The sequence below is a fragment of the Paenibacillus sp. FSL P2-0136 genome, assembly GCF_037975325.1.
GTDB classification, from domain to species: Bacteria; Bacillota; Bacilli; order Paenibacillales; family Paenibacillaceae; genus Paenibacillus_AQ; species Paenibacillus_AQ silagei.
Genome location: NZ_CP150244.1, coordinates 3,417,258 through 3,443,958, shown reverse-complemented (window position 1 = coordinate 3,443,958; position 26,701 = coordinate 3,417,258). Strand labels below are relative to the sequence as shown.

Annotated in this window: 21 protein-coding genes; 3 read left to right on the top strand and 18 right to left on the bottom strand. The window is 51.7% G+C overall.

Going from position 1 to position 26,701, the window contains the following annotated elements:
* Window positions 1-85: 85 nt before the first annotated feature.
* The 8 genes from NYE26_RS14390 to NYE26_RS14355 form a co-directional block, all read right to left on the bottom strand.
* Window positions 86-988 carry a glycerophosphodiester phosphodiesterase gene (locus NYE26_RS14390; RefSeq protein WP_339256752.1) on the bottom strand — a complete coding sequence of 301 codons (903 nt, stop codon included), beginning with the start codon at window positions 986-988 and terminating at the stop codon, window positions 86-88.
* Window positions 989-1,244: 256 nt separating this feature from the next.
* Window positions 1,245-1,553, bottom strand: coding sequence for an endonuclease/exonuclease/phosphatase family protein (locus tag NYE26_RS14385; protein WP_339257481.1), 309 nt, complete (start codon window positions 1,551-1,553; stop codon window positions 1,245-1,247).
* A 14-nt stretch (window positions 1,554-1,567) separates the two neighbouring features.
* Entirely contained in the window at window positions 1,568-2,014 is a 447-nt protein-coding gene (locus NYE26_RS14380) for an endonuclease/exonuclease/phosphatase family protein (RefSeq protein ID WP_339256750.1), read from the bottom strand.
* A 201-nt stretch (window positions 2,015-2,215) separates the two neighbouring features.
* Window positions 2,216-3,307, bottom strand: a complete 1,092-nt coding sequence (locus tag NYE26_RS14375) for a PRK06851 family protein (protein ID WP_339256748.1) — start codon at window positions 3,305-3,307, stop codon at window positions 2,216-2,218.
* 119 nt (window positions 3,308-3,426) lie between these two features.
* A complete protein-coding gene (locus NYE26_RS14370; protein ID WP_339256746.1) occupies window positions 3,427-4,185 on the bottom strand; it encodes an ABC transporter ATP-binding protein in 759 nt (252 codons plus the stop codon).
* A gap of 3 nt (window positions 4,186-4,188) precedes the next feature.
* Entirely contained in the window at window positions 4,189-6,519 is a 2,331-nt protein-coding gene (locus tag NYE26_RS14365) for an ABC transporter permease (RefSeq protein ID WP_339256744.1), read from the bottom strand.
* 33 nt (window positions 6,520-6,552) lie between these two features.
* A complete protein-coding gene (locus tag NYE26_RS14360; RefSeq protein WP_339256742.1) occupies window positions 6,553-7,671 on the bottom strand; it encodes a HAMP domain-containing sensor histidine kinase in 1,119 nt (372 codons plus the stop codon).
* Window positions 7,668-8,357, bottom strand: coding sequence for a response regulator transcription factor (locus NYE26_RS14355; RefSeq protein ID WP_339256740.1), 690 nt, complete (start codon window positions 8,355-8,357; stop codon window positions 7,668-7,670). The genes NYE26_RS14360 and NYE26_RS14355 overlap by 4 nt, the downstream gene beginning before the upstream one ends.
* A 222-nt stretch (window positions 8,358-8,579) precedes the next feature.
* Between NYE26_RS14355 and NYE26_RS14350 the strand changes: the two genes are divergently transcribed.
* Together NYE26_RS14350 and NYE26_RS14345 are read left to right on the top strand one after the other, a co-directional pair.
* Complete coding sequence (locus NYE26_RS14350) at window positions 8,580-9,080, top strand: TetR/AcrR family transcriptional regulator (protein ID WP_339256738.1); 501 nt, start codon at window positions 8,580-8,582, stop codon at window positions 9,078-9,080.
* 20 nt (window positions 9,081-9,100) lie between these two features.
* Window positions 9,101-10,372 (top strand): hypothetical protein, encoded by a 1,272-nt coding sequence (locus NYE26_RS14345; protein WP_339256736.1) that lies wholly within the window; start codon window positions 9,101-9,103, stop codon window positions 10,370-10,372.
* Window positions 10,373-10,422: 50 nt separating this feature from the next.
* On the opposite strand, the gene NYE26_RS14340 is transcribed toward NYE26_RS14345, so the two are convergent.
* The 5 genes from NYE26_RS14340 to NYE26_RS14320 all read right to left on the bottom strand — a co-directional run bounded on the left by NYE26_RS14340 (window position 10,423) and on the right by NYE26_RS14320 (window position 14,774).
* A complete protein-coding gene (locus tag NYE26_RS14340) occupies window positions 10,423-11,133 on the bottom strand; it encodes a Crp/Fnr family transcriptional regulator (protein ID WP_339256734.1) in 711 nt (236 codons plus the stop codon).
* A gap of 40 nt (window positions 11,134-11,173) precedes the next feature.
* The gene (rd, locus tag NYE26_RS14335) at window positions 11,174-11,356 is read right to left on the bottom strand and encodes a rubredoxin (RefSeq protein ID WP_076075525.1); all 183 of its coding nucleotides are present in this window, start codon (window positions 11,354-11,356) and stop codon (window positions 11,174-11,176) included.
* Between the two features lie 31 nt (window positions 11,357-11,387).
* Window positions 11,388-12,599, bottom strand: coding sequence for an FAD-dependent oxidoreductase (locus tag NYE26_RS14330; protein ID WP_339256732.1), 1,212 nt, complete (start codon window positions 12,597-12,599; stop codon window positions 11,388-11,390).
* A gap of 16 nt (window positions 12,600-12,615) precedes the next feature.
* Window positions 12,616-13,854, bottom strand: a complete 1,239-nt coding sequence (locus tag NYE26_RS14325) for an FprA family A-type flavoprotein (RefSeq protein ID WP_036726124.1) — start codon at window positions 13,852-13,854, stop codon at window positions 12,616-12,618.
* A gap of 431 nt (window positions 13,855-14,285) precedes the next feature.
* Window positions 14,286-14,774 carry a class I SAM-dependent methyltransferase gene (locus tag NYE26_RS14320; RefSeq protein WP_339256730.1) on the bottom strand — a complete coding sequence of 163 codons (489 nt, stop codon included), beginning with the start codon at window positions 14,772-14,774 and terminating at the stop codon, window positions 14,286-14,288.
* A 202-nt stretch (window positions 14,775-14,976) separates the two neighbouring features.
* Here NYE26_RS14320 and NYE26_RS14315 point away from each other — a divergent pair, with 202 nt between their 5' ends.
* Window positions 14,977-16,125 carry an epoxide hydrolase family protein gene (locus tag NYE26_RS14315; RefSeq protein WP_339256728.1) on the top strand — a complete coding sequence of 383 codons (1,149 nt, stop codon included), beginning with the start codon at window positions 14,977-14,979 and terminating at the stop codon, window positions 16,123-16,125.
* Window positions 16,126-16,214: 89 nt separating this feature from the next.
* On the opposite strand, the gene NYE26_RS14310 is transcribed toward NYE26_RS14315, so the two are convergent.
* From NYE26_RS14310 to NYE26_RS14290, 5 genes are all read right to left on the bottom strand, one after another.
* Entirely contained in the window at window positions 16,215-17,672 is a 1,458-nt protein-coding gene (locus NYE26_RS14310) for a M56 family metallopeptidase (RefSeq protein ID WP_339256726.1), read from the bottom strand.
* Window positions 17,654-18,028 carry a BlaI/MecI/CopY family transcriptional regulator gene (locus NYE26_RS14305; protein WP_209870719.1) on the bottom strand — a complete coding sequence of 125 codons (375 nt, stop codon included), beginning with the start codon at window positions 18,026-18,028 and terminating at the stop codon, window positions 17,654-17,656. The genes NYE26_RS14310 and NYE26_RS14305 overlap by 19 nt, the downstream gene beginning before the upstream one ends.
* A 185-nt stretch (window positions 18,029-18,213) precedes the next feature.
* On the bottom strand, window positions 18,214-23,172 hold the full coding sequence (locus tag NYE26_RS14300; RefSeq protein ID WP_339256723.1) for an S-layer homology domain-containing protein: 4,959 nt from the start codon (window positions 23,170-23,172) through the stop codon (window positions 18,214-18,216).
* Window positions 23,173-23,197: 25 nt separating this feature from the next.
* Window positions 23,198-24,304 carry a hypothetical protein gene (locus NYE26_RS14295; RefSeq protein WP_339256721.1) on the bottom strand — a complete coding sequence of 369 codons (1,107 nt, stop codon included), beginning with the start codon at window positions 24,302-24,304 and terminating at the stop codon, window positions 23,198-23,200.
* Between the two features lie 213 nt (window positions 24,305-24,517).
* A complete protein-coding gene (locus NYE26_RS14290; protein WP_339256719.1) occupies window positions 24,518-26,683 on the bottom strand; it encodes a GH92 family glycosyl hydrolase in 2,166 nt (721 codons plus the stop codon).
* Between the last annotated feature and the right edge of the window lie 18 nt (window positions 26,684-26,701).

The following is a 26,701-nucleotide window of genomic DNA, read 5'->3' as shown; positions in this document are numbered from 1 at the left end:
TGAACAGAACATCCCTCTCCAGGGAACAGTTGGAAAAAGGGCGCTTAATATACTGTTTTTCCAACTAAATGTGAGAGATCCACTCCTACCATTTGGCATTTGCCCTGTTGGCGGCAATCACCTCAAGGAAGCGGTCGGGATAATTCGTATGCACTCCGTCTACTCCCCAGGAGTAGGCTTTATCCATGTTGAGCTGATAGTTCACTGTGTATGGGATGATCTTGAGCCCCGCCCTCTTCACCTGAGCTACATAAGCTGCGCTGATTCCCTGGAAATTCGGGCTGATGCCTACGGCATAGGTCTTCACGGTATCCAGATAGGACTGAGTCACCCTCGTAGCCGCATAATCATTCCATACCAGCTGGTATAGCGGAATATCCGGGTTAATCGCATGAAGCTGCCGCAGACTGGCTGCGCTGAAGGAGTGAACGGACACCCTTTTGGCGAGATCATATTTCAATATCGTATCATTCAGGATCGCTTCGATCCCGAACTTCGATGCAGGCTCCTTGATTTCGACCATATAGTTGATGTCCTTGCCGAATGTCTCGAATACTTCTTCAAGCGTTGGGACGGTAAGCCCTGTGTATAGATCTCTGGCGAACATCGGGTAGTCCTGATTGAACCATGAGCCTGCATCGAGCTGTTTAATCTGCTCCAGGGTCATATTTTTCACAAAACCTTTGCCGCTCGTGGTACGGTTAACCGTCTCGTCATGTATCACAACAGGAATCAGGTCCTTGGTCAAATGAATATCGAGCTCAATGGAGTCGGCACCCATCTCACGCGCCAGCTCGAAGGCCGGTATCGTGTTCTCAGGAGCATACCCGGACGCGCCGCGATGGGCAATCGTATAGACTTTGTCCACCGGCTCGATCATCTCCTTCACCTTCACCCGGATGAGCGGAGAATACGCGTACAGTGTGGAGAACAAGGAAATACACAATACAATGTGAAATCCGATAAAATAACCCTTATGTCTGAACATCCTCATCATGCTGTTGTCCCCATTTGTGTGTAATAATAAGATACTCTATTCAGAATGGGCTAGCCGTGACTCCTCAGAGTGTTTGGGCTTCCATCATGAAGCTTATCTATCGTATCAGACATTTATCGCCTAAACAATCCACTGCCCCCATATCTCCATGTAACGCAAAGAAACCAGCCTTCTTGAGGTCCAGTTTCTTTGTGTTACGGGGACTGACTCTGCAAGCCCCCGAGTCACTGCGCTGAGTTTCGCCTCATTAGATTTCCAGAGTTGCTGTAACAGGATAATGATCCGAAGGGTATTTCCGGTCGAAGCTGTCGGTTACCGTCCGGGTCTTCAGTACCTTCACCTGCTTGTCCGTAAAAATATAATCGATCTCCTCAAGCTCATCCCACGGAATATCGTAGCGGAAACCGGTGAATGTCCCCCAGGGGCCATAATGGGCATCAACCGCTCTGCGGGTATCGGTCAGCTGCGCTGTAATCTCCCGGTAGCATCGTTCGTCCGGTATAGCATTGAAATCCCCTGTCAGTACAACCGGCAGATTCCCGCCCTGATTACGAATCCAGTCCAGAATCTTCAGCGACCGCGGTATCTGGCCTCCTCACTGATATGGTCCAGATGGGTATTCACAAAGTGAATCCTATTCCCGTTTCTTGTGTCCTGCAGCCTCACCCAGGTGCAGATCCGGTTGTAATCAGAGCCCCAGGACTTGGACGGAACCTCCGGCGTCTCCGACAGCCAGAAGGTGCCTCCGGCTTCCTTGGTGAATACCGACTTGTTATAAAAGACCGGACAGTGTTCACTCTCAGGATCATGATCACGGCTGATGCCTTCCACCTCATAATCCTCAAGTGCCGCCAGATCCCTCAGCTGATTGCCCCGCGCCTCCTGCAGACCGAACACGTCCCAGCGGTAATGCCTAATTAGGCGCAGCATATGCTCCTTGCGGTACGCCCAGCCGTTCTCTTCGTCTGACGGAATATCCAGACGGATATTAAAGGAAGCCATTTCGTAAGTACTCATCGCTGTTCTCTCCTCCATAATTGTAGTCGTTATAATTTCTCACACTGTTACATATTGAAGTCTATAATTCTTCTGGACGCTGCGCAACCGCGTATTCCGGGCAAAAGGCACCGCACCCTTAATAAGCCTTGGGGCTTACTCTACGGATGGCAAGTACCTCCGCCGAGTAAGCCCCAAAGCTGGTTCGGATCATTGTAAGTGCTAAGCCAGCATACTTGCCAGTTCAGCGGAAATCCGGTTCCTGGCCGCATCCACCATGCCAAAATCCATTGTGGCGATATAAATTTCCTTTAATTCATCCCGGTGCACCTTGGCCTCTGCCAGAGCGGCTATTGCCGTTTTCATTGTGGCCTTATATTGTGCGCTTATTTCCTCTAGCGGTCCGGCGAGGCGCTCATCCGTTCCCGGTGTAATAACAGCTTCATACGTATCGATGATTACGTCTCCTTCCCGCTCCGGATAATATTCATGCGGGCTGGTGCTGTCAAAGACCGCAAAATCAAGCTCACGCACAATAACCATATCCAGACTGTGGGGATCGAATCCGCAATGATAGATTTCCGTATCAAAGCCCCTCTTCTCCGCCTCGGCGGCGATTTTGCGGAGTATGGTTGATTTGCCTGTTCCGGCCCGGCCTTTGAGGAAGAAGCGTCTGGATAGCCCTTCGGTCAAATTAGGTACAAAGTCAACCGATCCTGCCGGCGTTGCTGCGCCCAAAAACCGGTGCTTCACATCAGCATGCCTCTGAAGCTGCGCTTCGCCAAACAACTGTTCCAGCATCCGGGCCGTTAATTGATCCGCTTGGCCGAAGTCCATATGCTCGAAGTACATCTTTTCCCATTTGTCATGAATGTTCAGAGCCACCGCAAATCTGCTGTACGCCGCCGCATAGGCACCAGCAACCTTCTGATTGATCTCCTCAAAGCTCTCCCTTTGGCTGGTAAGTGCTGCCGAGTCCCACGCTTCGCCCAGGTTCACATATTCCCGAGCCGCTCCGGAAGCCTTGGGTTCGATCACATGTGGCGCAGTCCCGTCAACAATGCCCGCGCCAAGCGCCGGAATAATGACCCCGTCAATGGAATCCTTATCGGATGAACAATGGATCAGCTCAATATCGTATCCCCGCTCCGCCCATTCCGTACCGATTGCTCTCATCAGCGAGGATTTGCCGGTACCGGGACCGCCTTTCAAGATGAATATTCGCCGGAGCCCTTGAAGATTCGATTCGAACAAACTGTAGAAGCCAAGAGCCGTATTGCCGTCTGCAAAATATCTTAATATCCCCGCAGCCATACACCCACTTCCTTTCCCGTTGCAGCCTGATAGGCTTATAACCATACAATATGCGTCAGGTATTTGTAAGGTTCCAGCAGCGGCGGAAATTCCGTCCATTCCACGTGAAGATGCTGAAACTAAATGCCCGCAGCCGCCATCCGGGCAAGCACCTTCTCCCCTCTCGCTTCCAGCTCCCCGCCGCTGAACTTTGGCAGTATCAGTTCGGAAACGATATTCCCGTCCCTCGTAAAAAGAACCCTGTCCGCCCTGGCGGCGACTTTCGCATCATGGGTCACAAGCATGATGGCTGTGCCCCCTTGGTTGATGCCTGCCAGCAGCTTCATGATTTCCTCTGCAGTCTTCGAGTTCAGCGCACCAGTTGGCTCATCGGCAAACAGAATCTCCGGTGTATTGATTAGTGCGCGGCAGATCCCGGCCCGCTGGAGCTGCCCGCCAGATACCTCAGTAGTATCCCTGTTTTCCAGCCCGGCAATGCCTGTCTGGATCATTAGGTCTCTCGCTTTTTGCACGAGTTCCACTGTATTCCTCTTGCCGTCCTGCACGGCGGGAAGCATGATATTATCCAGCAGATTCAGGTTCCTCAGCATCGTGGGCTGTTGAAAAATAAAGCCCATGCGGGTCCGGCGAAGATCAGCAAGCGCATTTTCCCGGAGCCCGGCTAGTTCAGTATCGCCAAATTTCACGGTTCCCTCAGTAATCTCATCCATGCCGCTGAGTGCGAACAGCAGTGTGGTTTTGCCTGAGCCTGAGGGCCCCATTACGGCAACAAATTCACCTTCTGTTATATCTACGTCTACTCCATTCAATGCCATGGCTTGCTCTGCACCCTTACCGTAAGTTTTCACAATATGGGTACCTGTAATGATGCTGTTCATCTGCTAATCCTCCTTGATATGCCCGGAAATTTGCAAAGCCTGGATGCCGGAACTGCCTAACCTGGTAGCTGCAACGACACAGCCTGCAATCAGCAGGGGCGAAAAAAGATAGACAAACCACGGATTTACCTCGAAATGGAAGGCTGACGCGCCGAAGGACGACACGATCGCCACACCGGCAAGCTCTCCGAGCGTATTTGCCAATAGCGTACCGGTGATGACACCCATCCCCAGCACGGTAACGGAGCGTGTAAGATATTGTCTGCGAATATCCCTGCTAGTTAAGCCTATGGATTTCAAGATGGCAATGGAATAACGGTCCTTCGCCACCAGTAACTTCATGAATAGCGTTGTTACCAGCAGGACGAGCAGGACGGTTGCCAGAGTTGCGACGATGGATGCCTTTTGTATAGCCTTGCGCATAGGACCAAGCATCTGCCCGATGGTCTCGTCGATCCCGGTAATTTTGGCAAAGGGGAATTGTTCCCGGTACTGTGATATGGCCGCCTGCACACTCTGACGGTCACGGAACGTAACCGCAATTGAGGCGCTTAGAATTTCCCCGTGATTCATCTTGAAATTAGCCTGAGCTGTACGCCCGCCATTCGTGACATCGGAGTAAATTCCGCACACCTTCAGGTGCTTTTCCGTACCGTCAGCGATAACAACGATTTCATCCCCAACACTCATTTCAAGGTCTTCCGCATTCAGTACCGAGACGGCGATCTCCGCTTCCGCTTGCGGTGCGCGGCCTTTGGAGTACGTAACCGGAAAAGCGGAATAGTCCCCGAAGGTCACCCGCAGCTTCTCTGGCGTTCCGTCATCCGTTCTTCTCTCTAGCATCCGGCTAGTGAATAATGCATATTTCTCAACGTTCTTATCTTCATCCAGCCGAGCTGCAACCTCCTCCGCCTTCCCCTGAACATCCTCCACCTGCGTCCGCAGCACTCCAATATTAACATCGCTGATGCCCATACCCATATTGGTAATGAACCCGGGTGCAGAGATAGTATTGCTGATATTATAAGGCACAATCATAATGAATGAGGAGATGACCAGCACCATCGTCATGGTGACATACAGCTTCTTACGGGACAGCACATCCTTGATACCTAGAAAGATATTCCGGGTGAACAGCCTGTTGTGACTCAGCCGGAAGCTTCTGCCCGGTTTCGAGGATTCCTGCGATGCGCCGAACCTCACCGCCTGCGCAGGGGAGATGTTACGGAAGCGCCGCAGCACACCATTCACATAGAGCATGACCACCGCGAAGATGAGTGCCGCCCCCGCAAGTCCGCTGAGCAAGCCGGGAAACCGGCTCCCGCTATCACCCATATACAGACGAATATTGTGCATAAAAGGGATCTGGAGCGGCAGAGAAGCTAGAAAACCCAGCATACAAGCTACACCTGCAATTACGCCGTATTTCGCAAGGTACAGTTTCTTGATCTTTGTTACCCGCATCCCGATGGCCTTCAGTACGCCTATTTCCTTGTAATCCTCTTCGACCGTTGCCAATAGCGTGAAGCGGATACATAAGAACGCCACGAGAATGACCAGCATGCCGATTAACACCAGCACAGCAATCATAATGCCGTCCGTAATGCCGTTAATCATCTTCACCTGATTGTACGTGATCGCAGGCGGGCCGTTGGCTGGGAGACCCGCATCCAGATACGCTGTCTCAAAAGCGGGATAGTTAACCCCCTCAGACAGCCGGAATTCAATCAGGTGCTCCAATTGTCCGAACTCACGGACCCTCTCGAAATCTGTCTGGCTAACCAGGAACCTTTTGGAGCTTACCAGTGCCGCGTTCATAGTCGAATCCCGCAAAAACCCGGCAACGTGGAAGGAAATACCGTGGATCGTCAGTGTATCTCCTAGTGCTGCGTTCCCTTCCTGCCTGTAATAGACAGGGACATAGATTTCACCGTCTGCCGGATGAATCACCCCGCCGTTTAAGTCCAGCAGATAGTCGAATTTCTTGCCCTGTACGGAAAGACCATTGTCCTGAATGCTTCCTGCAAGCGAATCGTTCCCGATCACTATCTCTGCACCCTCAATATTTAGGAACTCCTGCACCTGATATTCCTCAACACTTCCATTCGTGTCTGCGAAGCGCCGCAACTGGTCCATATCAACATTGCCTGTATGCATCTGCATGAAATGGAGCGCCTTCGCCGATCGAAGCATGTTATCAATTGCGCCGGACAGATTCACTGTAAGCGATGCGGCGAGCGAGGTTAGCATGGCGGCAACGAGGATGAACGCCATAATCGTGCCGGTAATCAGCTTGCTTTTGCGCAGATCATTTTTAATTAATTTTAGATACATGTCACTCCTCCGTGTATTTGTGACCTTACAGGTTTAACCTTTGGGGAAAATGAGGACGAACTCCTTGGTATAGGGTGAGACTGCGTCTATTACGCTAACTCCCCCGGAATGCTGTTCCATCACCTTGTGCACAATAGCCAGTCCTAGCCCAGTTCCACTGCTGGTGGTTCTTGAAGTGTCGCCGGAGACAAACGGATCGAAGAGATTTCCGGTGATGGCCGCCGGGATCGCTGCTCCATTATCGGCAATATGGATTGTAATCCGGCTGGGCTCATCCGTCAGTCCTACGAATAACAGGCTGCCTGACGGGTTATGGCGGATTGCATTAGTCAGGAGATTGCCGATAGCCCGGCTAATTTCCAGCGGGTCTGCTATATAAAATACGGGCTGGTCCGGTAACTGCAGTTCTAAGCTCATCCGTTTGCTTTCGATTTCACCAAACAAAGCAGCGCAAGATACGCGAAGCAGTTCCACAAGATCAACCTTCGCCAGCTTCAACTTGTATTCAGGCGCACCCAGCTTGGAGTAGGCCAGCAGCTGGTCAATCAATTGGTTCATCTGTCCCGATTTCGCTTGGATCGCCAGATGGTATTCCCGCTGTTTGTCCGGTTCCTCAACCAACCCGCCTGCCAATGCCCCTGCATAGCCGGAAATCGTAGTCATGGGAGTTCTCAGATCATGGGCAATATGCGAGAACAGCTGCATCCGCTCATTCTCCATGCTCATCCGCTGTTCTTCGGCATTTTTCAGCCTTTGGGCCATATAGTTGAACGCATCCCGCATTTCTCCAAATTCCGTTTCCGTCTCAAAATCCAGCCTGGTATCTAAAAGGCCGGACGTTACCTCCCTGAACCCTTCTTCCATCTTCCTTACAGGCTCCATAAGCTTCCTGTTGATCCCGTGCCCGAACAGGACAATCCCGATAAAATACACGGCGGCTGTAATAAGAATCCAGATCACGGACAGCGTGATCTGAAGCGATTCCGTTCCCTTGGCCAGCGGGGAAGAGGCCAGCTCCGCGAAGTTCATCCCGTTCTTCCATGTCAACAGACCGTATAATAGCTCCAGAACCAGGAGCGTCAGCGCAATGCCGAAGGTGTAGCCTATGAATCTGCGCATGATGACTCTTCTGAAGCTGCGCTTGTTCTTCATGGATGAACCTCCAGCCGATAGCCTAATCCCCGCACAGTTCCAATGGACACCCCGCTGCCGCCGGGAAGCTTGGCGCGCAGCTTACTGATGGCCACCATCACCGTATTATCATCCACGATAGCCGTCTCCTGCCATGCCGCCTCATACAGCTGCTGTTTGGTGTAGACGCGTCCTGGACTTTGCATGAACAGCTTCATCATGTTGTATTCTGTAGCGGTAAGATGGATTGCGGCGCTGCCCAAGCGGAGACTGCAAACAGAAATATCCATACACAGTTCCCCAGCCGTCAGCACCGCCGCTGCGGAATCCGCTGCACCACCGCTATAGCGGCGTAATTGGGCTTTGATTCGGGCAAGCACCTCAAGCGGGTCAAATGGCTTAGTCACATAATCATCCGCACCAAGGTCAAGCCCCAGAATTTTCTCGTGATTCTCTGTCTTGGCACTGACAACGATAATGGGCAGATTGCTGTGCTCTCTCAAGCCCTTAATCAGCTGATAGCCATCAAGCTCCGGCATCATAATGTCGATGACCGCCAGATCAACCCGTGCAGCTGCAGCCTGCTTCAGTGCTTCCCTTCCGTTCCCGGCCTGGATCACGGTATATCCATCCTTTTCAACATACAGGCGCAACAGCTCCCGGATCTCCTGCTCATCATCCACAATCAGAATCGTTTGGTTCATCATTTCACCTCTCCTCCTGCAGGGCTGTAAGCCCATTATGGCGGCCCTACCTTTCAGTTAAACACGGGTAACCTTAACATTGCCTTAAGATTTATCATAGGAAGCGCGGCTGTTTAAGCAGTTTATAGAGTTTAGGTCAAAACTCATCTTCCGTATTGACATTATATTCCTTGAGTTGTAAGATAACATTGTTATATAACTACGTTATTGAATAAGAGGTGTAAAATGCCGCCAAAAAAACAAATCACAGCTGTTCAGATTGTAGAAAAAGCCTTTGAAATGGTACGTCAAGAGGGGTATGACTCGATTACCGCTAGGAAGCTTGCCCAAGCGCTCAACTGTTCCACACAACCGATCTATCAGTCCTTCGCCGACATGAATGGCCTCAAGCTTGCTCTCACCCGCAAAGCCCAAGAATGGATGATGGAGTTTATTTCCATGAACGGGGAAGCGGATTTACCCGCTGAGTTGTCGTGTATCCTGGGATATGTCCAATTTGCAAGTACGGAAAAATATCTTTTTCAACTTATTTTTGCCTCCTGCGGGGAGAACGGAGAAGCTGCTCAGCCATTCATGCCTAAGGAAATTGGAATTGACTTGAATATGATCATTTATGCTCACGGCATTGTTATGATGATGGCCTACAACACACTTCAATTGCCGTGGAACACCATTAGAGAATTGATTGTGAAGGCGTATGATTCTTTTAAGAGAATTGACCAATGAATTGAGGAGGAAGGCTGTCGATGAACACACGCATACGTATACAAAAGGAACGCACTCATGTATTCTCGCCCAGCATTACCATTGCGATGCTTGGAACCATTAAGGGGGATGTGACAGATCATGCTCTCGGGGCAGCTCTTGCTGCGGCAGTATCTAATCATGAAATTCTAGGCTGCAAAATAACACTGGATGAGGAAGGTCAGGCTTTTTATGAGAAAATGGAGCAGCCGCTGATCCGTGTGGAGCAGTTTGACTGTGATTGGAAAGCGGTTGTGCAGGAACAGGAACCGATTGCTTTCGATTGGGCTAACGGTGAGCTGATCCGTTTTTTTGTTAAGCGGCAGCAGGGGGGGGTTCAATTACTGATCCTTGCGCATCATCTGGCAGGAGATGGTCTGGCAGTCTCCTATTTACTGGATGACGTTCTACATGCGTTAAATGGGAATGACTTGACTTACATGCCACTGCAGCTTTTTGATCTTAATACGGTTCCCCCTCATGCCAAGCTCAACCCATGGATGCGCTTCATTCTTCGCGGCCTTAACCGCAAATGGCATACCACCGGAAAACCGTTTACTCATGCTGAATACCAGGAGTTGCATAAGAGCTATTGGAGTAAACGGACAACCGAAATTTATTGTGAGGAGCTTAATGAATCGCAGTTATCCGCTTTGCAACAAGCCGCAAAGCAACAGGGGATTACCCTAAACAGCTTGCTGACGACCGCCTTCGCCAAAGCGGCACAAGCCCAATCCGACATTGGCCTGGCTGTCAGTATTCGTCCACAAGGCTACCTGGGAATGGGCAATTACGCCACTGGAATATCGATCCGATACCGCTATAACAACGTCAAAAATTTTGGGGTGAACGCCCAAGAGGTACATCAACGGATTTATAAGAAATTAGACGATCATAAAGCGAAGTTCTTCTTGCTTCAATTCATGAATGAAGTATCCCCTACACTGATTGATGCTGCCTATTTCTCAGCCTATGGTAGCTACACGAACAAAGCGGCCCACACCGTGTCTAACTTGTTTGGTTATGGAGGAAAACCCAAGAGCATCAGCATCACCAACTTGACTACGCTTGATATGAACAAACAACAGGGCATATATAGCTTGACTGCGGTTTCTTTCGTGCCCCCTCTTGTTCCTAATGCAAGACGTATTATCGGGATTTCTACCTTTGGGAACAGGCTCTCCATTTCTTTTCATGTGGCAAGCAATGACCAATTGTCTGAGGAGAAGGCTTTCATTGATTCAGTAATGCGGGAATTAAGATCTTATCACTAAGCAAGCGGCATCCCCATCATGAAATGATAGACATGCCGCTCATATATCGTCTATAAGCCCATATACTTCTCCACACCAGCCGGGTCCATGACTACCATCTGCTTGTTGCCGATCAGCTTGATCAGGCCGGAGTCCTCAAATCGGGAGAACTTCCTGCTGATCGTCTCCCGGGTCACTCCGACATAACTGGCCAGCTCTTCGCGGGACAGCGGCAGGTCGATATGAACACGTCCGCCGCGCGGCTTGCCGTATTTCTCACTCAGCTCCATGATCATATAAGCGATCCGGATTTCCGGGTCCTTGGTCGCCAGGCTCTGCGCCAGATTCTCGGTGTGGGCGAGGCGTTTGGTTACGCTTGAGAGAAGCCGGAGCGAAATATCCGGGTTCTCGGTCATTAACTGCTCCATATCGCTGCGGGTCAGCAGGCAGATATTGGTGTCCTTCAGCGCATACGCACTGAAGTTGCTAAGCTCGTCGCTGTTGAAGATACTGAGTTCCCCGAAGAAATCCCCGTTCGTCAGGATATGCAGAATCTGTTCCTTTCCTTCGGGCGTAATCTTGGATAACTTCACATGTCCCTGCTGAATAATGTACAGCGTATCGGACGGCGCGCCTTCGAGAATTAGCGGCTGGCCCTTGGTGAATTTGCGGTGCTTAATCATCGCGCTGATCCGGGTAAGATCCTCATCGGTCAGCGCGGCAAAAATCGGTACCTTGCGTGTACAAGGTTCTGCGGCGTACTGGCAGGAATGCTCTTTCATACCGTTCCCCCTGTAATGTGAAATGTGAAGCCTTAATCCACTAATGAGCAATTGTGTTCTTTTCCTCAACGGGTACGAAATGGCTGGTGTCCTCACCGCAGACCGGACAGACCCAATCTTCCGGCAGATCCTCGAACGCTGTTCCGGCAGCTACATCCTCATCGGGATCGCCTACCGCCGGGTTGTAGATGTAGCCGCAAGGGGTACAGATATACTTTTTCATCATACTCATCTCCTATATTCTTAGTAGTTAATCAGTTCAGAACAGACTGCGCTTCCGCTATAATCTCTTCGATGCTCTTGCCGTCAGCACTTCCGCTCAGCCGGACGCCTTGCTCAACAGCCGCCTTGTAAGCCAGCGAAGCCGCAGCACCCTGCCAGGACAACGCCCCGACCATGACATGATCCTTCACAAAAATTCGTGTATACGCCCCGTTCTCTTCACCGCATACCGACTCATCGCAATTCCGCTCATCGGTGTTGCCGATGGAGAACAAGGACACCCCGAACGCATTGAACAAGGTCACCGGAACCGCTCTGCGGTATACACTCCGGGCTTCAGCCATATTGCTCCCTGCGATCCTGCCCTGTTCCATCGCTCCGCCCCACAATCCTTCCACCAGCCCGCCGAACTCGGCAACGTCACCCGCTGCATAGATATTCGGAGCACTCGTCTGCAGATGTTCATCCACAATAATGCCGCTGCGGACCTCAATCTCCGATCCGTCTACCAGAGCAGTATTTGGAACAATCCCAATGGAGTAGACCACATGGTCACACGGGAAGCTCGTGCCGTCATTCAGCGTAACCCCGGTGACAACCTCTGTCCCCTCTATGGAAGTCACACCCGCTTGAAGAATCACCTTCACCCCGGATTGTTCAAGGGTTTCTTGCAGGCGCTTGGATGAGTAGCTATCCAGCTGTCTGCCCATCAGGGCAGGTGCGTATTCAACCACAGTTACCTTATACCCTGCTTCGTGAAGCGCCCAGGCGGTCTCAATTCCCTGCACCCCTCCGCCAATGACGGTTACGCGGCTGCCTTCCTTAAGGCTGTTCTTCAGCCGGTCTGCGTCAGCCAGCTCCCGGATGCTGTGTACATTGGCAAGTCCGGCACCCTGAATGGTTAATGCGCGGTTCTTCGCTCCCATGCAGAGCAGCAGCTTATGGTATTCCACACACTGGCCGCTCTCTGTCTCTACCGCCTGGCGCTCCGGGTGGATGGACACGATGCGGGTGGACGACTGAACGGTGATGCGGTTATCGCGGTACCATTTTTCCTTCTTAATCAGAACCTTCTCGCTGTGCAGGTCGGTGAACAGGCCCTTGGTCAGCTTGATCCGGTTATACGGCAGGCCGCTCTCTTCCCCGATGATCGAGATTTCCGAGTCCGCGTCCTGATCACGGATCGCTTTGGCGGCATGGACGGCGGTTACACCGCCCCCAACGATTACGTAATGCTTCGTCATGTTCGCTTCCTCCTCCCTAGATTGAACTGAGCAGCAGATCCGAGACAAATTCGGTTGCATGCTTAATCTTCTGAACCTTCTCAGGCTCTCTTGGGGAGAATCTTACCCGTACGGGGAACTCCACATGGGTCATGCCTGTGGTTTTGATAACCTCGGAGGTGCTCTGTACAGTCATGTTCGTTCCGTTCAGATAATCTTGAATGACCTCGATCGCTTCTCCGCTCCAGCCGTAGGAGCCGAATGCCGTAGCCAGCTTACCTTCCAGATTCATCTCCTGCATGCCCTTCAGCACCTCCTCCAGGTTCCCGATCATATCCGCATACTTCGTGGAGCTGCCGATGAAGACGGCGTCTGCTGATTCGATGCTGCGCAGGATGTCTGCGGTGCTGCTTTTATCTGCGTTCCAGACTTCTGTCTCAATATTGTTCTCCTTCAGGCAATTCTCAATGATCGCGGCCATCTTCTTCGTGCTGTTCTTGATGGTGGTATAGACAATAACAGCCTTCTTGCCCTGGGTGGTCTCCCGGCTCATTGTAGCGTACAGCCCGATGAACTTAGGAATGTCCTCGCGGATCAGGAACCCGTGGGATGGGGCAATCATACGGATCTCCAGATCCTTCACGGCTTCCAGCAGCGTTCTTACATATCTTCTGTGCGGGTGGATAATCGCTGCATAATAGCCTTTGTAATCTTCAGTGATATCGAAGCCAGCTTCATCGCTGAACAGATGCTCAGCTGCCACATGCGTACTGAAAATATCGCAGGGGAACAGGATCTTGTCTTCCACACAGTATGTAATCATCGTCTCTGCGGTGTGGAGGTACGGCGTTTCTTTGAACAGCAGGGTTTTGCCGCCGATATCTAGCGTGTCCCCGTCCTTCACCACCAGGAAGTTGCGGCTGTGCAGCTTATACATCTCCTGCAGCTCGGGCACAGCGATCTCGGTGCAGACAATCGTAGCATTCAGTGCCTGTGCTGCCAGTGCCGCCAGTCCGCCGGAGTGGTCAGGCTCAGTATGGTTAATGACGATGTAGTGAATATCCATAAGATCAATCATTCCGGCGAGACACTCGGCATATTCGCGGCCGAATTCCATATCCACCGTATCGATTACGGTCGGCTTGCCGGTTTTGAGGAGATAGGAATTATAGGTGGTGCCTTTGGCGAGAATCAGGCGGTGGAACGGGACTTCACGATTGTCTATTTTGCCTACCCAGTGGATGCCTTCGGCGATTTGTCTGGTTTGTGTACTCATTTGTATTAGCCTCCAATATTTGATTGATAATCCTTATCAGCAACCTCATTCTATTACGCCAGCTGCTTAAAAAGGAGGATTCAAATCAAATTCCGGAAGTTTGTGAAAGCTTTCGTTTGGCCTACTCTTAATGTAGCCGATTCCGCAGAAAAAGGGGTGCGTGCGGTCACAGGCGGGGAGGAAAAATCTAATTTAAGTGGATTTGAGCAACTGCTTGCTTCAAATTAAAACTCAAAGCTTGGTCGTCGCTGCGGTGAACATTTGGCCCTCCGGCCGCTGTTGTATTAGGATTTCCTGATTGAAACCGCTCCTCGCGGTAGAAATCCAAATACAAAGGCGGACGCTACCGCTCCTCCAGTTCCAAATTTCCCCTCCGCTTCTTTTTGCTTTTTGCTATCATAACTTATCAAAAAAAGCCGATCTCTATAAGATCAGCTTTTCTTGGCAACAAAGGTTATACAATCAGAGGTTAGCTTGACGGGCTGCCCGTTTCTGTTAATCTCAAAAGCTAAGGATTTTACGATCAGCTGCTCTATCTCCCATCCGGCAAACTGCCTTTTCAATAATTCGATCATTCTTTCAGTAGACAAATTTACTTCAAACATGGGGTCCAGCTCTTCGACACCGAACTGCTGACTGTAACTCATCAGCTTCGCTATGGCTGATTCCAGCAGGTCTACACATACCACTTTTCCATTCCTAGGCTTAATCGATTCAGCAATCGGAATGCTGTTCCGGCCAACACCAGCTCCCAGATCCAGTATGCTTATGTATTCTTGATCCTTATACTGATTAATAAGATTAATAACTGTAGTAACGGGTTTGTGCAGCCAGGAGCCTGGCTCGAATAAATCGTAAGTATCATAACATTGATCATGATATTTCTTCTCTTCCACTCTTATATTGGTTATTCTATCCATTCCCTCACCTCGTAATCTTTGATTCCGTCCACAAAGTAATTCTCCAGTGAAGAGTATTTTCCTCTAACAGCTTCTTCTCAAGCATTCAGCTTCACACTTTCGATGAGATATATTCCTGATTAGCTTGCTATGTCTAACATTACTCCAGGTGATATAGTTATCCCATTGGTACTGAATTTATTCCACTTAAGGAGCGATTGTAATGACGGTTGAACGTTATCAAATTCATGTTGCCGATGAAGTCCTGGAGGATCTGAAATACAGACTTGGGCATGTCCGCTGGCCCGGATTGTTCGAGGAATCTGAATGGGACCGGGGTACAGATCAGACATATTTGAAGTCTCTTATTGCCTATTGGCGGGATCAGTTCGATTGGCGGGCCCGGGAAGCGGAGCTGAACAAGCTGGCGCATTACCGCTGCAAGGTGGAAGGGCTAGATATTCATTTTGTGCATGAACGCGGCCAAGGCCCTAATCCCCACCCGCTGATCCTCACTCACGGATGGCCGGACAGCTTCTTGCGTTACGAAAAGATTATTCCCATGCTTACAGATCCGGCGAGCTACGGCGGAAATCCTGAAGATGCCTTCGATGTGATCGTGCCTTCCGTACCCGGATTCGGCTTCTCGAACGGACTGAAGCGCACGGGCATCAGCAATTCCCATATCGCCGGGCTATGGGCCACATTAATGACCGAACACCTGGGTTACAGCAAATTCGCTGCGGCAGGCGGAGATATCGGCTCCGGTGTGACCCGGTATCTGGCCTTCAACCATCCTGAGCTGCTAAGCGGAATTCATCTTACCGACATCGGCCTGATCAAGAATCTGCTGGCGGTGCAGGATAAGTCGGGGCTGACGGAAGAGGAGCAATTGTATATCCAAAACACCTCACAATGGATCGCCGAGGAAGGCGGATATATGCAGATTCAGTCGACGAAGCCGCAGACGATTGCTTACGGGCTTACCGACTCCCCTGTGGGTCTGGCGGCTTGGATCATCGAGAAATTCCGGGCATGGAGTGATTGCAAGGGCGATCTGCGACAGAGCTTCAGTGAGGATGAATTGCTCACGAATATTATGATCTACTGGGTTACGAATACGGCAGGCTCTTCTGCAAATCTGTATTATGAGAATACGCATACTCTACCGCTCCTGGGGCCGATTGAGGTGCCAACAGCTGTAGCTCTATACCCTGAGGATGTCTGTCTGCCGCCCAGAGCATGGGCTGAACACAATCTGAATATTACACGGTGGACCACGATGCCCCGCGGCGGACATTTCACAGCTATGGAAGATCCGGGACCGCTGGCGGATGACATCCGTGAATTCTTCAGACCTTTCAGGGATTAGAACGTGTTTGTGAAAAAAACAGGGGCAGCCTCCGCTTGGGAAGCTGCCCCTGGCTGTGATTATATAACGGCAGGTTGAATGCAGGATGTTTACTTTGCTGGTGCTGGAACAATCTCTGCCGGAGCAGGCACTAGCTCCGGAAGCGCCTCTGTGACAGTCCCTTCCTGAGCAGGGACCGGCGCAGGGGCAAGCCCGGAATCAGATTGGACAGCGCTTGCTTTCGGCATCGTTACGGGAGCACTTTCATCTGGGGCTGCTACAAGCTCAGGCAGCGGCTGGGCAATTATCTCTGCTTGAGCAGATCCTGGAGACTGCTCAGCGGGAACCGTTACAGAATCAGCAGATTCAGCTGGCCCAGCAACAAGTTGTCCTGCTTTATATTCTTGGGCGGGGATGGTGCTGCTCTCGGCAGGCTGGGTTCCAGAACCTTTAGCTGGCTCGGTTATTTTACCTTCGGGCACTGTAGAAGCCGCAATCTCGGAAGCGGCATTATTAGAAGAAGTATACTCCGAGTCGGCGACTACTTGCGGTGTCATCTTGGAGGCCAATGCCGCCGTAGAGGTGCCGATCCCTGCAATTAACAGGGCTGCGGTAACCGATAGGAAGAGGGTCTGTCTGTTTAGTTTTTTGACGTTAAGCATATGGGTTAATCTCCTTTGTAATTGTTTGCCGTCACCGGATAATGAGGCGTAGAACGCTCCGGGTTGGCTGGTTGGGCCTGCCATGACATTCAGTATGGTCCCGCCGTAACGTTTGCGGTCGGCATGAGACATCTCCTGCACCACCTCCTGGTCACAGGTCAGCTCGCTCCAGGTATGAAGCTCATGACGGACCGTATGAACCAGCGGATTGTACCAGTGCAAGGTACGGACGAATAGCAATGCAGCCTTGATCCACAGATCCTTCCGCTTCAGATGAACCAATTCATGGCGCAGGACCATCTCCATATCCAGATTGGCATGACTCTGTATAGGCAAATAGATCGACGGTCTCCATAGACCGGCCAGAAAAGGACTGCGTGCGACAGAACTGTACGCGAGCTTCACGTTACATGTGAGGCCAAGCTCCTCCTTGATGCTCCTTAGCATCTTGGCTGGCTCACTATTCTCCGGTACCATGGTACGGGTACGCTTAAGTACTCTGGTAAACCTGCGGTACGCATACCCTTGCCAGGCGGCAAAAATGATGGCTCCCGTTGCCCAGATCCCTAACAGGATATATGCGGTACTTGCGGAAAGGGCTAGAGCAGGCTGCAGAGATTCCGCTACATACCCGGTTAGCCCCCCATTTTGGGGATTCTGTACACTTGTGGCTACGCGCGGTGCGCTTAGGTGTTGGGATAACCACGGCAGGATCAGAGCGATAGGGATCAAATAAAAGACTAAGGACAGTTTAATGAGTCCGTAACGCCATCGGGCCGGGAAATGTCCGGTCGAGAACCTCCCCAGTGCCTGAATGCTGAGTGTAACTACGCTGCCGGCAACGGTTAGCGGGATTAGAATATCGAGTAAGGTCTTCATCGTCTCACCTACTTTTCCGAGAACCATTGCTTCAGCTCGTCAATATCCTGGTCCGACAGCTTGTCGCCGTCATACATGGCAGAGATCAGATTCTTGACCGAACCCTGATACAGCCCGTCCAGGACATGCTGAGTTTCCACCAGCTTATAGTCCTCAGGCGAAATGCCGGGCACATATTTGTTCAGCCGCCCATGCCGGGTAGCCGTCAGAAACCCCTTATCCACTAACCGTGACAAAAAGGTAGATATCGTCTGCGCCTTCCAGTCCCTTCCCTTATGCGCGAACAGGTTCAGCAGCTCCGTTGAAGTAACTGGCGGCGTACTCGCCCAAATGGCTTCCATTAACTCTAACTCTGTATCCGATAGCTTCTGAATCTTGTTCACCGTGAACACCTCATATGTCTGTTATGCGTCCATAACATTATTACTACACTACGTAGTAGTTATAATCTACTACAGAATGTAGTGGTTAGTCAAATGTATAGCTGCAATCCGTCTAGAGATTATCAAATTGAACTGAAGCAGTAAAAGACCGCCGGGAAATCCCGGCAGCCTCCACTAGTATGAAATCACAATCCCATGATTCTGTATATTACCGCTGCAGCCTCTTCACGCGTGGTCAAACCCTGCGGTTTGTAAGTACCGTCACCATAGCCCTTGATGATACCGGTCTGCCGCAGATAGTTAACTGCTTCCAGAGCGTACGCTCCGATTTGCTTGTGATCCGTAAAGGACGCGGCAGGGCTGGAAGCCTCCGGCTGCGGTCCGTTCAGACGCATAGCGCGGAATAGCATAACAGCGATCTCCTGGCGGGTAACCGGCTCCATTGCACCGAAGAAGTCCTCGCTCCGCCCGTTAACAACACCTAAAGCCTGAGCCGTAGTAACGGCTTGGTAGTACCAGGCACCTGGAGTGACATCCTTGAACTTCCCTTGGTTATTCCCTCCTTGAAGTTCCAGTGCGGATACCAGCAGTTGAATGAATTCTGCCCTGGTGATCTGCCGGTCAGGTTCATATTTGCCCTCCCCTGTACCGCGAACCAGGCCACGGGCAGCCAATGCCTCCAGGATGATGGAGTTACTAGAGTCCGTATCGGAGAAGTGAACCCCTGCATTGGCAGTGCCATAGAGGCCAAAGTTTGGTGTTGTAAACGTAACGCTGCCTGCTCCTGATACATATTTAGAATTTTTAACCACTTCTGTTTGCCCTCCACCAGTGATGGAATAGGCGATAGCTTGATGCTGCGCTTCTCCCGGCTTCAAGTCGTATGCAACGGATACCTTCATGGAGGCAGAGCGACTTAACCTTTCAATTTGTTGTCCGTCTACGGTCAGAGAGACCCGGTGCAAGGAATACGTTGTCCAATGCTTATTCATGTCCGCTGGCTGCTGTGAAGCATCTGCAACATGAACGGAAAGTTCCAGTTGCCGGGAATCCTCAGGAATACTATCTACCAGAGAAGCCACGGGAATCGTTAGGGTCACTCCGCCAGCTTGTACTGTAAGCGATGTTACATGATCCTTCAGCTCTTTAACCGGTAGTTGAAAAGCACTTCCTTTGGTCATAGCATTCTCTGCTGCCAGCTTAAGCACCAGAACTCCGCTCTGCACACCATCCATGGCTTGCCGGATCTCTCCGTCCCGAAGCTGTGCGTGAATGATTCCATCGGCTCCCGGTTCAGCTTGTACCTGAAGGAGTCCCGGTGAATGAGTAAAGATCTCACCACCTACTGTGCCGGGAGTACCTTCACTGCTTCCGCCGCTGTTATTATTATTGTTGCCGTTATTGTTGCCGTTATTGCTGCCGGGCGTAGGTTCAGGCGTATCCGTCCCCGCGTTGTCCCCGCTCCGAACCGCATTTACGGTGTAAGTCTTGGAAGTAGTTCCGTCAGCAGCAGTCACTTTGACATCAATCCTGTTGTCTCCTACCTGAAGCCCGCTCCCGCCTGTTACTGTCACTGTGGCCCGGGCATGAGCAGGCGTCCCTGTTACAATCACCTCAGTCTTGGAAAAAGGAAGGTTGATGGTGTAATTCAGCTTATCCTGCTCGAACCCTGAAATATCTGTACCGTCAATACTCAACCGGCTCAAAGCGGCATTGCTGCTCAGCTCCGGCTCTTCGCCCTTGCCGGTATTCATCAGCTGAAAGGTGCGGAAGAGAGTCGGGTCCTTCACACCGCCAATGCCTGAGCCCCATTCGATATAACCCTTGCGGCCTGCTCCGTCATTGTCATTGACCAGCATCGAGAAGCTTAAGACTTCACCCGCCGCTGGCCGGACGGGGCTAACTTCGCTCCAGGGCAGTGCCAGGGCATAGGAGGTTACCTTATTCTGCTCATCTCTGGTCACCTTGAGCGTTCCTGTGGTCAACACTCCGGTGGCTGCCCCCTTCATGGACAACCAGCGGTATATTTGCGGACCCTCCGGCGTCTGAGAGATCCCATATTCATACCAGGACTGGCTGTCTCCTGGCACACCGGGAGCAAGGCTGAACTGGATGCTGTCATTCTGCCAGAGATTAATCCCGGAAGCCTTATGAGTGAATACATCATCACGGATATCGGCTGTCAAATATAACTGGTCTTTATCCCAGCGCAGCTGCGCAGTTCCACTGAGATCATCAACACCATTGTAACCCGTCAGTAGAGGCGTTCCGTCCGCAAGATCAATCAGCGCCGGACTGCTTGTATCCGACTGATTCGGCATCCGGTTAATATCTATATTCCGCTTAATGTGGACATCCTCGTAACCCTCCAGATCAACCGTCAGCTCCAGAGGATACTTAACGCCTTCAGCGAATCCCGGCAGTGGAATGGAATAAGGGAATTTGTTGCCCGGTGCGATCCCGGACAACTGCGATTCGCTGCCGCTAATCTGATCTTTGCCTTCACCTACAGTCCAGGTAATCTTCTTAATGACCAGAGGATCTGCGGTGGAACTATTCGTGAATTGAAGCTGAAGCGATAGATCACCGCTGCTTCCATCCTTAATATGCGGCACAATCTTCAGGCCTTCATAATACAGCCGCAGATCATCTATGGGTGCTTCAGGCAGCGTTGCCGGATCAAGTCCCGGACCGTTATACGCTCCGATGTTCGGCGGAGCCTCCGCTGACACGGCATTGCCCCAGTAATCCAGTCCGCCATTGTCTGCAATAACAGCTCCAGCCCCGAGTGCAGGCGAGTGGTCTCTCAGCTTGTAGCCGTCCACCGTATTCCAGCCGGTGCCGCCGCTGCCTTGGGCGACAAGCAGCGGATTCGCTGTGATGGAATTAGCATTCTCCGGCTCGCTCGCAGGGTGGTTACCATACAGCAGATTATGATCGAAGGTGCCGTTCACCCCCGGCAGATTATACCCTCCTTGTCCCAGGTTGTAGATTAGATTATTCCTGAAGGAATAGGGAGCGTTGATATTGCCGCCGTCATCCCATTCATGGTCGATAATTCTGGTGTTCTGCCCTGCTCCGATATAGACCGTATTATTATAGATTTGTGTATCCGGCGTAACCCCGCCTGCGAAGTTAAAGGTATGAGTCAGATCATTTTGGCTGATGTTATAGCGTACCACATTGTTAGAGGAGCCTGTCAGCACCCCCGGAGTCAAGCGCGCATCGACGAAAAGCATGAATCCGCCTTTGTTGCCATGGCTGTAATTGTATTGAACCACACTGTCTATGGTATCAATATCCAGATTGAAGCCCTGACCGTCGCCTTCCGGCTTGTTCGTGTTGAAGGACTCATTGAACTGTACAACGTTATTCCTGCCCCGGGTCGGCCAGATCGCGGCGGAGCCGTTAAATTCACCTTCCTCGGAATAGTTCCCTCCTTCCTCTGCAATGTTATGTTCAATCAATCCCCCATTCACACCAAAGGTGAGAATGCCGTCGCTGTCCGCCTGCTTGACATAATTCCCGCGGATGGTGACATTGACCGTAGCATAGTCCGTTCCGTTGAACCGCTGATCCCATACCACAATCCCGGTACGACCAATCCGTTCCACCGTGTTGCCTTCGATCCATACCCCGTCGAACTTGTCTGTACCCGTTGTACCTCCGACATATACGGAGATGCCGCCGAACGCATGCGGACCTCCTTCGGCCCCGGATACGGTAGGATAGCGGAAGCTGCTGGATACATCATGCACATAGTTATCCTTAATGTGTATATTTCTTAAGATTCCTCCATTGGCGTTCTCTACCATAATACCTTCGCGGTAGACCGTCCCTCTCTCGGAGGCATAATTGGTAACCTCCAGATCCCTGATCATCCAATTCGAGGCATTGCGTAAGTACACGGCCCCGCCGGCCATACCGCCGCCATTAATAACCGGCTTGCTTCCGGTGCCGTATGCACCGATAGTGATCAGTTTCTCGTCCGTTCCACTGCCTTTGGGATATAATTGTTCATTCCAGATGCCGCCCTTCTTCAGCAAAATCCGGTCCCCGGCCTCAAAGGTAGTCTGATTGACCACGCTAAATGTCTTCCACGCAGTCTCCGGTGTTCGCCCGTCATTACTGTCGCTGCCTGTAAGGGCATCGACGTAATAATCCCCGTCTCCGCCACTGCTACCGCCGCCTCCCTGCACTCTATTGGATAAGGAGACCGAGCCTAGCTGCATCTGCCAGGGAGCGGAATCGTCACTTAGTTCGATTTTCAGATAATGAATCCCTGGTGGAATAACCGCTGCAGGCGTATAATTGCTTCCTGTCCAAGCTCCGTCACCCGTGGACTGGGGAGCATCTTGAACAGCGGGCAGTTCCGCCCAGGCGGAGGCATCCGCTGAACCATAGAACCTGATGCTTCCGCTGGAGCCGGCAAAGGAATGCAGGCGGGCTTTGAAGGACTGCAGGTTATGCAGATGGTATACGATAAATTCAGCGGATTCGGCCGTTCTTACCGCCCGGGAAGCATCTCCGCCAAAATAATCGGGATTGCTCGTATCCATGGTCCAGTTATCGCTGTATGCGAAGAACTGTGAGACATCGTCCAGCTCATCGTTCAACGTTATCGGAGCTAAGGATACATTGGAGAGATTAAGGCTGCCGAGCTGCGTCATCCAGGTATCGAGATCGCCGCTGACTTCAATTTTGAGGTAATTAACACCATCCGGCAGTGCTCCTGACGGTGTATACATGGTTCCGTACCAGCCCGAACCGGTCGCCGCCGGGCTGTCATTGACGGCCGGAAGCTCTGTCCAGTCTGCCGCATCCGCTGATCCGTAGAACTTCACTACGGCGGTTGAGCCGGAGAAATAATACGTTTGAAGCGAGAACGACTGGATGCCTGTCATTGGATAGACTGCATATCCGGCATCCATTGAGGTTCTGACCATTCTGTCAGCATCTCCGCTGAAGAACTGAGGATTACTGCTGTCAATCACCCAATTCTCCGAGCGTAACTCCGCTGCCGGAAGGGCCGAGAACTCATTGGTCACCGTCTCTTCTGTATGGGCAGAAACACCCATTGCGGGGAGCATCGCCGTGCAGATCATCACCAGCGCAAGTATGGTTATTATCAGTTTTTTCAACATTATTGCGTAATTCCTCCTTAGATTGTTATTGAATCGCCTGCTGTGCCAGATCCTCAGCCATCTGGTTATTCCATTCCACGACGACTTCGGACCGCTTATGATCCACAAGAGCTCTGAACTTCTGCTGTGCCAGATCCTGTGCAATCTTATCCTTTACCTGATCGAACGGCAGAGCTTCCGGCTCAGCTTCGGACAGGCAGTACAGGAGGTGGACAGCCCCGTTCTCCGTAATCAAGCTACTCATCTGTCCCTGTGCAAGCTGCTCCGCAGCAAGTAACACCATTGGATTCTCCAGCGCTGCTGTCCGCCGTGAGGTACTGGTAACGGTTAGCTCGCGGGCATAGACCCCAAGCTTGTCCGCCTGTTCACGGAGCGTTGTTCCGGTAAGTTCGGTTCCTGTCGATTCTGTTCCGGCCAGTACTGCTGCCTGGAGGTCTTTCATTCTGTCCATGGCCCCGCTCTGATTTTTGTATTCGGATTCCGGTCCGTAGGGCAGCGATACCCATTCCAGACGGATAGTTCCCTGCTTGGAATATTTCGCAGCCAGATTGGCTTCATATTCCAGTCTCTCCTGTTCAGCAGTGATGACGATAGAGCCATTACGGCGCATCGCATCAATCGTTGCATCCTCAAGATTGCTCATGTAATAGCTGTAGTAAGCCTGTCCATCCAGATGCTTAGGACCATACACCACCTCCTTGTTCACTTCCGCCTGACTCCGCCGTATATTCTCGCGCTCCATTCCAATCAGGAATGCCTCAAAGCTGATGTCTGATATCACTCCAGCTTCCTCTGCAAGCTGCAGCTCTGCTTGCTTGGTTAGCAGCTGAGTCTGAGCGTCCCTGATCCATCGTTGCAGCGGAATCTCGCCGGAATAATCGGTCAACCAGAAGTCCTCCGAATAACCGGCATTATAAGTCTGCATGAAGTAATCGGCAGTAAGCGCCCGGTTCAGCTGAAGATGCCAGTTGAACTCAGCGGTGGTGGCCTCCTGACCATTGACGATCAGAAGCGGAGCTGCTTCATCGGGCGTTGCCGTGCTCATTGCTCCAATCATTATCAGGCTTCCGGCGATCAATGCAGCCAGAACAGTGGCGAGCACTTTCCTTTTGGAATGAAACCTTTGAGCCATTGCTTGATCTCTCCTCTCTCCGCATTGATGTTAAGCGCTTTCAACACCTTCGATATTAGACATATTGCTCGTGAAAAGACAGGAGTGAAACCTGCGAAATGGTTTGCCATTTCACGATTTGACAGCAGTGTCTGGTTCTTCCTTCCTTAGCTGGAAGGGTCTATAAGGTAGAACAAAGGCAGCCTGGAAGATCCGGACTGCCTTGACTGGTTCTTATAGCGGGGCAGGCCCCGGAACCATATTGAAGCTTAACACTCCGCCTCTCATAATCTCGTCATGCGGCAAGGAGTGATGCTCCCATGGCTTACCGTTCCAGTGAACCGATGCACTATATACATTGGCGGGACTATTATTCTCCGCTTCAATGACCCATTGCCGCCCGTTGTCAAGCTGGATGGTAATCTTGTCAAACAGGGGGCTGCCGAGTACGTACTCAGGAATTCCTGGACTGAGCGGATACAGGCCGAGGGCACTCCAAATATACCAGGCCCCCAGGCTGCCGTTATCCTCATCGCCGGGCAACCCGTCCATCCTGCTGTTGAACTGTCCGGACATGGTTTTGCGGACCCAGTACTGTGTTGTGGGCAACGCCCCGAGTCTGGAGAATAGATAAGGAATGTGAAAGCTGGGCTGATTGCTGATGGCAAATTGCCCGAGTCCGGCTGAAGCCATCTCCGACATTTCATGGATTTCCTGTCCATAGGAGCCCACTTTGAATACCGGCTCTTCAGCCATGAGCTGGTCCAGCCTGCGGACGAATGCCTGCTCTCCGCCCATCAGTCCGGCCAGCCCCGGGAAGTCATGGGGGACCGCCCAGCTCCCCTGCCAGGCACCGCCCTCACAGAAGGGATCGCCCCATTGCAGAGGATCAAAGGCCTCTTGCCAGGTCCCGTCCTCGTTACGGCCTCTCATGAATCCGACTTCCGGATCAAATAACCGCTTGTAATTCTGCGCACGGCTCATGAAGCGCTCATAGTCATCCATCTTGCCAAGTGTTCTGGCAATCTGGGCAATACAGAAATCCCCGTACACATAATCGAGTGTATTGCTTACACTTTCTTGGAACCGGTCATGAGGCAGATAGCCGTACTGTAAATATAATTCAAGTCCGCGTCTGCCCAGTCTCTCATCCGCAGCCGGATGGTCTGCGTGCTTCAGCAGGCCTTCATACAGCAGCTCCGCATCGAAGCCCCCGATTCCCTTGACGATGGCATCCGCCGCCGCAGCATCAATCAGTGTCCCGGGCATCGCACTGCGTTCACCCGGAGACAGCCACTTCGGCAGCCAGCCGTTCTCTTCATAAGCCAGCGTCCACGCCTGCATAATCTCGCCCAGCAAAGCTGGGAACAGAACGCTGTACAGCGGGAGGCTCGTACGGTATACATCCCACAGACCGATATCTGAATACATGGGACCTTGGCAAATGCTGCCGTTAAATGGACTGTAATGAATCTGTTCGCTATACTCGTTATATTCATGCCATGTTCTGGGGAACAGGCAGACCCTGTACATGCAGCTGTAAAAGGTGCGGAGATTCTCTTCATCTGCGCTTTCTGCCGTAATCCGGCTGAGCCGTTCTTCCCAGCTTGCCTCTGCTGTGCTTAAGGTCTCCCCGAAGCTGCATTCACCAATCTCCCGTTCCAGATTCAGCAGAGCCTGCTCCCCGCTGATGAAGGAGGTGCCGCACTTGACCCCTGCAACGCCGGATTCCGGCAGGGCTAATCCTGCATAGGCACCGAGCCGTTCTCCGGTTCCCTCATACGTCCCTAACGGCTGATAATCTCCATTGAAGATGCCCGACTCCTCCATGATCAGGTCTGTATCGAACTGGAAGACGAAATACATGGCGAAGTTATCGGGTACCCCGGCGGTATGGCCTCTGGTATAGCCGGTAATTCTGCGTGTCTCCGGCTGGAAGACAAGATGTGACTCCCCCTTCAGCGGCGCTATAATCAGCCTGCTCTGGTGCGGCTCATCATAAGTTATTCTCAGAGCGGCACAGCGTTCAGTCGGTGTCAACTCCAGCCGGGTCCGGTAACGCTGCAAGTGTACACTGAAATAATGGGGGGATACCTGCATTTCCTCCGGTTTGAAGGAGGAGGAGCGTGCGCCGGGGCTAAGCAGCAGCGGCCCGCTTTGTGGTAACAGCGTCAGATGTCCATAGTCCCCGATCCAGGGACTGGGCTGATGAGTCAGGCGGATGCCCTCCAGGTGGCGGTGACGGGGATGGAAGAACCAGGTGCCGCCCGCTTCATAGGTTTGCGGGCACCAGGCTGCCATACCGAACGGCATCGCTGTAAGCGGCAGTGTGTTGCCGTTGGAATACCGGAAATCCGATTCTGTTCCCTGCAGGGGATTCACATAATCTAATAACTTCATACCAATACACTCCTTAAG

What these genes read in the sequence shown, in the direction of transcription:
- NYE26_RS14390 (WP_339256752.1), bottom strand. Translation starts at nt 988, where the DNA reads ATGTTCAGACATAAGGGTTATTTTATCGGATTTCACATTGTATTGTGT.
- NYE26_RS14380 (WP_339256750.1), bottom strand. Translation starts at nt 2,014, where the DNA reads ATGAGTACTTACGAAATGGCTTCCTTTAATATCCGTCTGGATATTCCG.
- NYE26_RS14375 (WP_339256748.1), bottom strand. Translation starts at nt 3,307, where the DNA reads ATGGCTGCGGGGATATTAAGATATTTTGCAGACGGCAATACGGCTCTT.
- NYE26_RS14370 (WP_339256746.1), bottom strand. Translation starts at nt 4,185, where the DNA reads ATGAACAGCATCATTACAGGTACCCATATTGTGAAAACTTACGGTAAG.
- NYE26_RS14365 (WP_339256744.1), bottom strand. Translation starts at nt 6,519, where the DNA reads ATGTATCTAAAATTAATTAAAAATGATCTGCGCAAAAGCAAGCTGATT.
- NYE26_RS14360 (WP_339256742.1), bottom strand. Translation starts at nt 7,671, where the DNA reads ATGAAGAACAAGCGCAGCTTCAGAAGAGTCATCATGCGCAGATTCATA.
- NYE26_RS14355 (WP_339256740.1), bottom strand. Translation starts at nt 8,357, where the DNA reads ATGATGAACCAAACGATTCTGATTGTGGATGATGAGCAGGAGATCCGG.
- NYE26_RS14350 (WP_339256738.1), top strand. Translation starts at nt 8,580, where the DNA reads ATGCCGCCAAAAAAACAAATCACAGCTGTTCAGATTGTAGAAAAAGCC.
- NYE26_RS14345 (WP_339256736.1), top strand. Translation starts at nt 9,101, where the DNA reads ATGAACACACGCATACGTATACAAAAGGAACGCACTCATGTATTCTCG.
- NYE26_RS14340 (WP_339256734.1), bottom strand. Translation starts at nt 11,133, where the DNA reads ATGAAAGAGCATTCCTGCCAGTACGCCGCAGAACCTTGTACACGCAAG.
- rd (WP_076075525.1), bottom strand. Translation starts at nt 11,356, where the DNA reads ATGAAAAAGTATATCTGTACCCCTTGCGGCTACATCTACAACCCGGCG.
- NYE26_RS14330 (WP_339256732.1), bottom strand. Translation starts at nt 12,599, where the DNA reads ATGACGAAGCATTACGTAATCGTTGGGGGCGGTGTAACCGCCGTCCAT.
- NYE26_RS14325 (WP_036726124.1), bottom strand. Translation starts at nt 13,854, where the DNA reads ATGAGTACACAAACCAGACAAATCGCCGAAGGCATCCACTGGGTAGGC.
- NYE26_RS14320 (WP_339256730.1), bottom strand. Translation starts at nt 14,774, where the DNA reads ATGGATAGAATAACCAATATAAGAGTGGAAGAGAAGAAATATCATGAT.
- NYE26_RS14315 (WP_339256728.1), top strand. Translation starts at nt 14,977, where the DNA reads ATGACGGTTGAACGTTATCAAATTCATGTTGCCGATGAAGTCCTGGAG.
- NYE26_RS14310 (WP_339256726.1), bottom strand. Translation starts at nt 17,672, where the DNA reads ATGGTTCTCGGAAAAGTAGGTGAGACGATGAAGACCTTACTCGATATT.
- NYE26_RS14300 (WP_339256723.1), bottom strand. Translation starts at nt 23,172, where the DNA reads ATGTTGAAAAAACTGATAATAACCATACTTGCGCTGGTGATGATCTGC.
- NYE26_RS14295 (WP_339256721.1), bottom strand. Translation starts at nt 24,304, where the DNA reads ATGGCTCAAAGGTTTCATTCCAAAAGGAAAGTGCTCGCCACTGTTCTG.
- NYE26_RS14290 (WP_339256719.1), bottom strand. Translation starts at nt 26,683, where the DNA reads ATGAAGTTATTAGATTATGTGAATCCCCTGCAGGGAACAGAATCGGAT.